At 31.6% G+C, this 8,397-nt stretch carries 8 protein-coding genes; 6 read left to right on the forward strand and 2 right to left on the reverse strand.

What is annotated here, in order from left to right:
* Positions 1-43 precede the first annotated feature (43 nt).
* The 6 genes from porG (at position 44) to murI (ending at position 6,618) form a co-directional block, all read left to right on the forward strand.
* Entirely contained in the window at positions 44-730 is a 687-nt protein-coding gene (gene porG / locus BUC09_RS07930) for a type IX secretion system protein PorG (RefSeq protein WP_073310336.1), read from the forward strand.
* 1 nt (position 731) lies between these two features.
* The gene (locus BUC09_RS07935) at positions 732-1,472 is read left to right on the forward strand and encodes an isoprenyl transferase (protein ID WP_073310338.1); all 741 of its coding nucleotides are present in this window, start codon (positions 732-734) and stop codon (positions 1,470-1,472) included.
* Positions 1,405-4,179, forward strand: coding sequence for a BamA/OMP85 family outer membrane protein (locus tag BUC09_RS07940; protein WP_073310339.1), 2,775 nt, complete (start codon positions 1,405-1,407; stop codon positions 4,177-4,179). Before BUC09_RS07935 ends, BUC09_RS07940 begins: the two co-directional genes overlap by 68 nt.
* Positions 4,180-4,218: 39 nt before the next feature.
* Entirely contained in the window at positions 4,219-5,229 is a 1,011-nt protein-coding gene (locus BUC09_RS07945; protein WP_073310341.1) for an OmpH/Skp family outer membrane protein, read from the forward strand.
* Positions 5,230-5,275: 46 nt separating this feature from the next.
* A complete protein-coding gene (locus BUC09_RS07950) occupies positions 5,276-5,773 on the forward strand; it encodes an OmpH/Skp family outer membrane protein (protein WP_073310415.1) in 498 nt (165 codons plus the stop codon).
* 65 nt (positions 5,774-5,838) lie between these two features.
* Positions 5,839-6,618 (forward strand): glutamate racemase, encoded by a 780-nt coding sequence (gene murI / locus BUC09_RS07955; protein WP_073310342.1) that lies wholly within the window; start codon positions 5,839-5,841, stop codon positions 6,616-6,618.
* 127 nt (positions 6,619-6,745) lie between these two features.
* On the opposite strand, the gene BUC09_RS07960 is transcribed toward murI, so the two are convergent.
* Complete coding sequence (locus BUC09_RS07960; RefSeq protein WP_073310344.1) at positions 6,746-7,255, reverse strand: gamma carbonic anhydrase family protein; 510 nt, start codon at positions 7,253-7,255, stop codon at positions 6,746-6,748.
* 41 nt (positions 7,256-7,296) lie between these two features.
* Positions 7,297-8,301, reverse strand: a complete 1,005-nt coding sequence (locus BUC09_RS07965; RefSeq protein ID WP_073310346.1) for a PorP/SprF family type IX secretion system membrane protein — start codon at positions 8,299-8,301, stop codon at positions 7,297-7,299.
* Between the last annotated feature and the right edge of the window lie 96 nt (positions 8,302-8,397).

An 8,397-nucleotide genomic window follows, 5' to 3' on the forward strand; every position in this document is an offset into this window, starting at 1 on the left:
TGTTTAGTGCCCATAATTAGTATATTTGCAACCTGTTATAAAAATGAAGAACTTTTTTTACATAATCACCTTATTATTAAGCTATAATATTGTCCAGTCACAAATTCACGAGTTAGGTGTTTTTGCTGGAGGAAGTAATTTTATTGGGGATGTTGGAAAAACAACCTACATTTCACCCAATGAACCTGCTTTTGGTATTTTGTACAAATGGAATAAAAGTCCAAGATTTTCGTGGAGAGCATCTATCATTCATGCTAAAATTTCAGGTAATGATCTAGACTCTGAAGTTGAAGGAAGAAAAGAAAGAGGGTTACAATTTAAAAATACTATAACAGAGTTTTCAGCTGGTTTTGAGTTTGATTTTTTCGATTTCGACCTGCACCAAACTGGTTTTATTGCCACACCATACATTTCATCAGGTCTAAGTTATTTTTTATCCGACAACTTATATGTAGTTAATAAAAAATACTTCAATGAAGACAATAAAGGGAAATTGGCTATACCAATGATTGTTGGTGTTAAAATGAAAATTTCTGACAGTTTTGTTTTAGGTATTGAAAGTGGGGCTAGATACACATTCACAGATGATATTGATGGCAGCTTACCTAAAAACAATACTTTGAAGCAATATGCATTTGGAAACATAAATAGTAAAGACTGGTATGTATTTACCGGAGCAACATTAACATATACCTTTGGACAAAAACCATGTTTTTGTTCTGATAAATAGAATGAGCTTATTAAACAAAATTAACACAGAAAACCTACCTAAACATCTGGCCATAATAATGGACGGTAATGGTCGCTGGGCCAAACAGAAGGGTATGCTACGTGCTTTTGGCCATGAAAATGGGACAAAATCTGTGCGAACTACAGTTGAAGCTTGTGCTCGCCTAGGCATAGAAAACCTTACTCTCTATGCTTTTTCTACTGAAAATTGGAATAGACCAAAACTTGAAGTAGAAACGTTAATGAAACTTCTAATTTCTTCTCTAAAAAAAGAACTTAAAACTTTAGTTAAAAACGATATAAGACTAAATTCCATAGGCAATTTAGAAACCTTACCTAAAGGAGTTCAAAAAGAATTAATGGAGGTAATCGACAAAACAAAAAATAACAGTAGAATGACTCTAACTCTAGCATTAAGCTATGGCTCAAGAGAAGAAATCTTAAATGCTGTTAAAAAAATATCAGATAAAGTTAAAAATAATATAATTTCAATTGATGGTATTGACGAATCGATATTAAATAATCATCTTTACACGCACAATTTACCAGATGTCGATTTAGTAATAAGAACAAGTGGTGAACATCGTATAAGTAATTTTTTACTTTGGCAAATTGCCTACGCAGAATTTTATTTCACAGACGTATTGTGGCCTGATTTTAAAGAAGAGGATTTATATGAAGCAATTATTAGCTATCAAAAAAGAGAACGCAGATTTGGAAAAACAAGTGAACAAATTAAATAAATTATTAAGTATAAAAAACAGTGTTAAATTAGCATTGTTATTCATATTTTTCGGTCATTCATATAACGTAAATGCTCAAGACAGACTTTCTTTTGAAGAAGGCAAGCCTTACATATTGAAAAAAGTAACTGTTACCGGCAAGGTAACTTATAATGAGCAAACCATTGTTACATTTGCTGGTCTTGAAAAAGGTCAAAAAATAACAGTCCCTGGCGAAGAAATTAGCAACTCAATAAAGAAACTTTGGCGTTTAGGTCTATATAACGATGTAAACTTTTATGTTGACAACATTGAAGGTGATAGTATCTCTCTAAATTTACATTTAACTGAACTGCCAAAATTAAAAGAAGTTAAAATTGTTGGTGTTAAAAAAGGCGCCGTTGAAAGTCTAATTAAAGATAACAGTTTAACACCAGAAAAAATTGTAAACGAAAATCTTCTCACAACTACCAAATATTATATTGAAAACAAATATAAAAAGGAAGGTTATTTTAATACAAAAGTACACATAACTACTGTTGAAGATACCTCTACTATAAACCATGTTAATATGCTTGTAAATGTTGACAAAGGAAAGAAAGTAAGGATTAAAAAGATTATTATTGAGGGCAATTCACAACTTACAGATGCAAAAGTTAGGAATGCAATGAAGAATACGAAACAAAAAGGTTTTTTTAGAAAAGGAATTCTAAATGTTTTTAAATCTTCAAAGTACATAAAAGAAAAATACAAAGAAGACCTTGCATCAGTTGTTGATAAGTATAAAGAAAATGGTTTTAGAGATGCTCGTGTTAAATATGACACAGTAAACTACAACAAAGAAAAAAACAACGTTACAATTAAATTAAACATAGAAGAGGGTAACAAATATTATTTTGGAAATATTGATTTCTTAGGTAATACTGTTTACACTGATCAAGTTTTATCAAGAGTTTTAGGGATACAAAAAGGCGACACTTACAACGGAATATTATTACAAAAGAGAATTGCAGATCAATCTAAACCTGACGGTAATGATTTAACCAACTTATATCAAAACAATGGTTATCTATTTTCAAATATCAATCCAGTAGAAATTCGCACGGCTAATGACACTATTGATATGGAAATTAGAATTGTGGAAGGACCGCTCGCATATTTCAATAAAATATCTGTTGTAGGAAATGACAAAACAAATGACAAAGTAATTTATCGTGAATTACGTACAAAACCCGGCGATGTATATAGTAAAGAAACTCTCGTTAGAACTATTCGCGAATTAGGACAACTTGGTTTTTTTGATCCTGAAGCTATTAAACCTGATTTCGAAAATGTTGATCCTGCAGCTGGAACAGTAGACATAAAATACAATTTAGTAGAAAAAGGAGCTAGTCAAATAGAACTTCAAGGAGGTTATGGTGGCGGTGGATTTATTGGCACCTTAGGATTATCTTTTAACAACTTTGCTTTATCTAATATATTCAAAAAAGATTCTTATAAACCTCTACCAATGGGGGATGGCCAAAAATTAGCATTAAGATTACAAGCTAGTACTTATTTCCAAACCTATAGTTTTTCATTCTCTGAACCATGGTTCGGAGGAAAAAAGCCTGTGCAGTTTTCAGGTTCACTTTCTTATAGCAAACAGTTTTCAAACAACTTTGCAACTGGTAGAGTTGACAAAACAAAAAGCTTTAATATATTTACTGCTTCAATTGGTTTAGCTAAAAGATTAAAAGTTCCTGATGATTTCTTCGTATTATCACAAGCAATTAGTTATCAACACTATGATTTAAAAAATTATAATGTTGGATTATTCACATTTGGAAACGGAAACTCAAGAAACCTTTCTTATACTGTTGGATTAAGTAGAAACAACAAAGGTTTAAACCCTATATTTCCAACTTATGGTTCTGAATTCAGTTTAACGGGTAAATTTACGTTACCATACTCTTTATTTAATGGAGTTGATTATGCAAATCTAAAAAATGAGGAAGCTTATAAAAGAAAATATACTTCAACATTAGGAATCTACCCAATTGAAAACGACAATGGATATACAGCTCAAGAAGGAGATTATATAGCATTTGGAACCAATAGCAATGGGCAAACAGGATACTATGCAGTTGACAGTTACGACAAAGCTGATGCTGATATATCAAAAGTGGATCAAAAGAAATTTAATTGGTTGGAATACTACAAAATTAAATTTAAGGCTGAATGGTTTACTCCTATCTATGAAAAACTTACACTTCGCACACTTGGAGAATTTGGATTTATGGGAGCTTATAATCAAGCAAGAGGACTGGTTCCATTTGAACGTTTTTATTTAGGTGGAGACGGAATGGCAAATTACTCTATGGATGGTAGAGAAACAATCCAACTAAGAGGCTACCCTAACAATTCATTAACGCCAGTAAATTCTAATGGAGAACAAATTGGAGCTACTATATACAATAAATTTACATTAGAATTACGTTATCCTATTACATTGAAACAAGCCGCATCTATTTATGCATTAACATTTTTGGAAGGTGGTACCGCTTACCCTGACTTTAAAAAATACAATCCATTTAACTTACAACGTTCAGCAGGCGTTGGCTTAAGAGTTTTCATGCCTGCATTTGGGTTATTGGGAATTGATTTTGGTCATGGTTTTGATGCAATACCTGGAACAAATGTTAAAAATGGCTGGGAAACGCATTTCATAATTGGTCAACAATTTTAATTATATTTGAATAGTCTTTGAACATTTAAATACTGTTTTATGAAAAAAATATTTTTATTCGTTATTACTATTGTAGCTACAAATTTATCTAGTGCACAAAGTAAAGCAGGTGTAAAAATTGGATATATCGACATGGATTATATCCTAGAGAATGTTCCTGACTACAAAGAAGCTGCAACACAATTAGAGCAAAAAGCTCAAAAATGGAAGCAGGATATAGAAGTCAAAAAAAATGACATCAGTAAACTTAAAGAAGGGCTTAAGAATGAAAAAGCCTTACTTACAAAAGAGTTAATAGAAGAAAGAGAAGGAGAAATCAAATTTCTTGAAGCTGAATTATTAGATTATCAGCAAAAAAGATTTGGCCCACGCGGGGATCTTGCTATACAAAAAGAATCAATCATAAAACCAGTACAAGATCAAGTTTTCAATGCTGTACAAGATATTGCCGAAGCTAAACAATATGATTTTATTTTTGATAAATCATCTGACTTGACTATGCTTTTTTCTGCAAAAAGATTTGATATTAGCGATCAAATTGTTCGAGTAATCACTCGTGCCGAAAAAAGAGAAGAGCTTAGCAATAAAAAACGTAAAGCACTCGAAGAAAAGCAAGAAAAACAAGATGAAATTGCAGACAACCCTGGCTTAGCAGAAAGACAAAGACTTCTTGACGAAAAGAAAGCGCTTCGTAATAAAGTGATAGAAGACCGAAGAAATTCTGCAGCACAAAAAAAGAGAGAATACGAGGAAAAAAGAAAAAAACTTCTTGAAGAACGTGCAGGTAAAAAAACTGGCACAACAATTGATTCTACATCTTCAAAACAACCTGTTATTGACACTCAATTAGAAAACTTTAACAAAGTTGAAAACAAAAAAATAGCACTTGACTCAATAAAAAAAGCACGTGAAGCAGCTAGATTAAAAACAATTGAAGATAATAAAAAAGCTTTTGAAGCAAGAAAAAAAGCGTTAGAAGAAAAAAAGAAAAAAGTACAAGAAGAAAGAGAAGCTGCGGCAAAAAAAGCCAAAGAGACTAAAACAAATTAAAATAGAGAACAAAAATTAGAAATTAATTACACTAATACTAAAAATGATGAAACAGATTAAAACTTTACTTATTGCAGCAGTAATGATGTTAGGAGCTAGCCAAATGAATGCTCAAGCTAAGACAGCTCATATAGATGTAAATGATTTATTGTCAAAAATGCCAGAAATGACATCTGCAAAAGCACAGTTAGAAAAATTAAGCAAGACTTTTGATGGTGAATATTCTACAATGGTAACAGAATACCAAACAAAAATGAAAAAGTACGAAGGTGAAGCTGGCACTCAAACTGATGCTATAAACGAGACTCGTGCTAAAGAAATGCAAGATATGGGACAACGCATCCAACAATATAGAGATTCTGCTCAAAAACAATTACAAGACAAAGAAATGGAAATTGTTAAACCTATTATGGATAAAGCTAAAGCAGCTATCATCAAAGTAGCAAAAGCAAAAGGATATCAATATGTGATGGACTCTGCAAGTTTGATCTTAGCTGATGGGCCAAATTTATTCGAAGATGTGAAAAAAGAATTAAAATTCTAATTACTTACAATATTTTTTTAAAAACTGCGCTAAAAACTAGCGCAGTTTTTTTTTACATTTGTTTTATGAGTAGTACAAAACCTATTGGTTTATTTGATTCCGGAATTGGCGGCACTTCAATTTGGAAAGAAATTCACAATTTACTTCCAAATGAAGATACAATATATTTAGCTGATAGTAAAAACGCCCCTTATGGCAAAAAAACAAAGCAAGAAATAATAGATTTATCTGCAAAAAATGTAGAATTTCTGCTAGAACAAAACTGCAAAATTATTGTTGTAGCCTGTAACACAGCAACGACTAATGCTATAAATGAGTTAAGAACAAAATATAACGTTCCTTTTATAGGAATAGAGCCTGCAATAAAACCTGCAGCTAATCAATCTAGCACACAAACTATTGGAATTTTAGCCACAAAAGGAACTCTAAACAGTGAATTGTTTAACAAGCAAGTAGAGAACTTAACTAATGTTAACATTCTTGAACAAGTTGGCTATGGTTTAGTTGAGTTAATAGAAGGAGGTAAAATTGACTCGGAAGAAATGCGTAATCTTCTAAAAATATACCTCCGCCCGATGATTAAAGCCAACATAGATTATTTGGTTTTAGGATGTAGTCATTACCCTTATCTAATCCCTGAAATAGAAAAAATCATTCCAAAACATGTTAGAATTATAGATTCAGGGCAAGCCGTTGCAAAACAAACAAAAGCAGTTTTAGAAAAAAATGATTTGTTAAATGTTAATGAGCATAAAAGTCAAAACATCTTCTATGCAAATAGCGATCCTAAAGTGCTAAAAAATATTTTAGGTTTTTCTAACAATGTATCCTATAAAGATTTTTAGAAGCAAAGACCTTATCCTTTTACACAAATTACATCCCGCTTTCCGCTATATCTTTTTTGGTGTCTTCGAAAACCTCAGACTACAAAAAAGGATGTCGCTACTATCGGGGCTATTAATCGAGTTACTTTTATTTAAACCAGCTGGAATACATCACATAATTGTTCGAAATTCGCTCAATTTCGCCTGCAAAATCACTTTGGTCAATATCTTTGACCTTTTTAGCTGGTATACCAGCATAAATAGTACCTGATTCAACAATTGTGTTTTGAGTAACAACTGATCCTGCCGCAATGATAGAATTACTTTCAATTACACAATTATCCATAACAATAGCCCCCATTCCAATCAATACATTATCATGGACAGTGCATCCATGCACAATTGCATTATGACCAATTGAAACGTTATTTCCTATTAAAGTAGGATGCTTCTGATATGTACAATGTATAACTGCTCCATCTTGAATATTTACTTTATCTCCTATCTTGATAAAATTAACATCACCTCTCACAACTGCATTAAACCATATACTGCAAGACTCTCCTATAGTAACATCTCCAACAATAGTCGCATTTTCTGCAACAAAACAATCAGCAGGAATATTAGGATATTTTCCGTTAACTTCTTTTATTACCATGATTTAAAAAAATTGTCCCGAATAAATCGGGACATATATTATTAATTAATTGCTGGACAGTTACAGTCGTATTTTTCTTTCTTACAACCAAAATCATATCCCAGTGTAATTTGATGAAAACCTCCAGTATCAAACTTAATATCACCCATTACATTTGAGTATGTATAAGCAAACATGAACTTCTTATAGTTTACACCTAAAATAGGAGTTATATATTGTAATTTTTGATCTTTGATTTCTGTTCCATCAACATATTGCGCTCCATCAAAACTTCTTCTATAAGAAAGAGCTGCCCAGATTTTTCCAAAATCTACTGGCTTATAAACTTTCATATTGACATCTAACGCTTTTTCTTTAGTTCTTTCAGTCAATTGAAATAATATTGATGGTTCAAAAAGAAGTTTTCTTGAATTCCCAAAGTTATAACCAAAACTCATTAAATATTTTCTCAAATTATCAGACTCATATTTAGTATACAAACCTCTACTTTGAAATAAAGCATTTTTAACAGTTACGTGTGCATAAAAATCAAACACATTATAAGATGCCCCAAAATCAACATTTAAATAAGAAGAACGCTGTAAAATACCAGCAATAATCGGATCAAAATCATTTTGATCCCTTAAAAAGGTCGTCTCATCTAATTGATTTTGAACCAATCCCCCACTTAAACCGAAAGATAATTGATTTAAATCCGTAGTACTTCTAGAAAACATAATATGGTGAGCATAAGTTACCTTTACTCCTTTTTGAGCATGATATCCATTCTTATCATTAAATAAAATCACACCAATTCCTGATTTACCATCTTGATCTATTGCTCCGTTAAAACTTACTGTTTGTAATGCAGGCGCATCCGAGTTTCCAAACCACTGTTGACGTGCAGTTAATCTAATTTTAGAACAATTTGCTGCTCCAGCCATTGAAGGATGCAATAAGTAATAATTATCTGATAGGTAGTCTGAATAAACAGCTATTCCTTCTTGAGAAAAAGAAAAGTTTGAAACAACCAAACCTATTAAAAGTGCTATTTTTTTAAAGTTCATTATTTATCGTTTTAAAGAGAAATGGGATTTAAATTCTTTGTTTTGTCCTTTTTCTTGGTAAAACACCACAAACCAGTAATCTGTCGAAGGCAGGTC

The organism is Flavobacterium terrae (assembly GCF_900142035.1).
GTDB lineage: Bacteria > Bacteroidota > Bacteroidia > Flavobacteriales > Flavobacteriaceae > Flavobacterium > Flavobacterium terrae.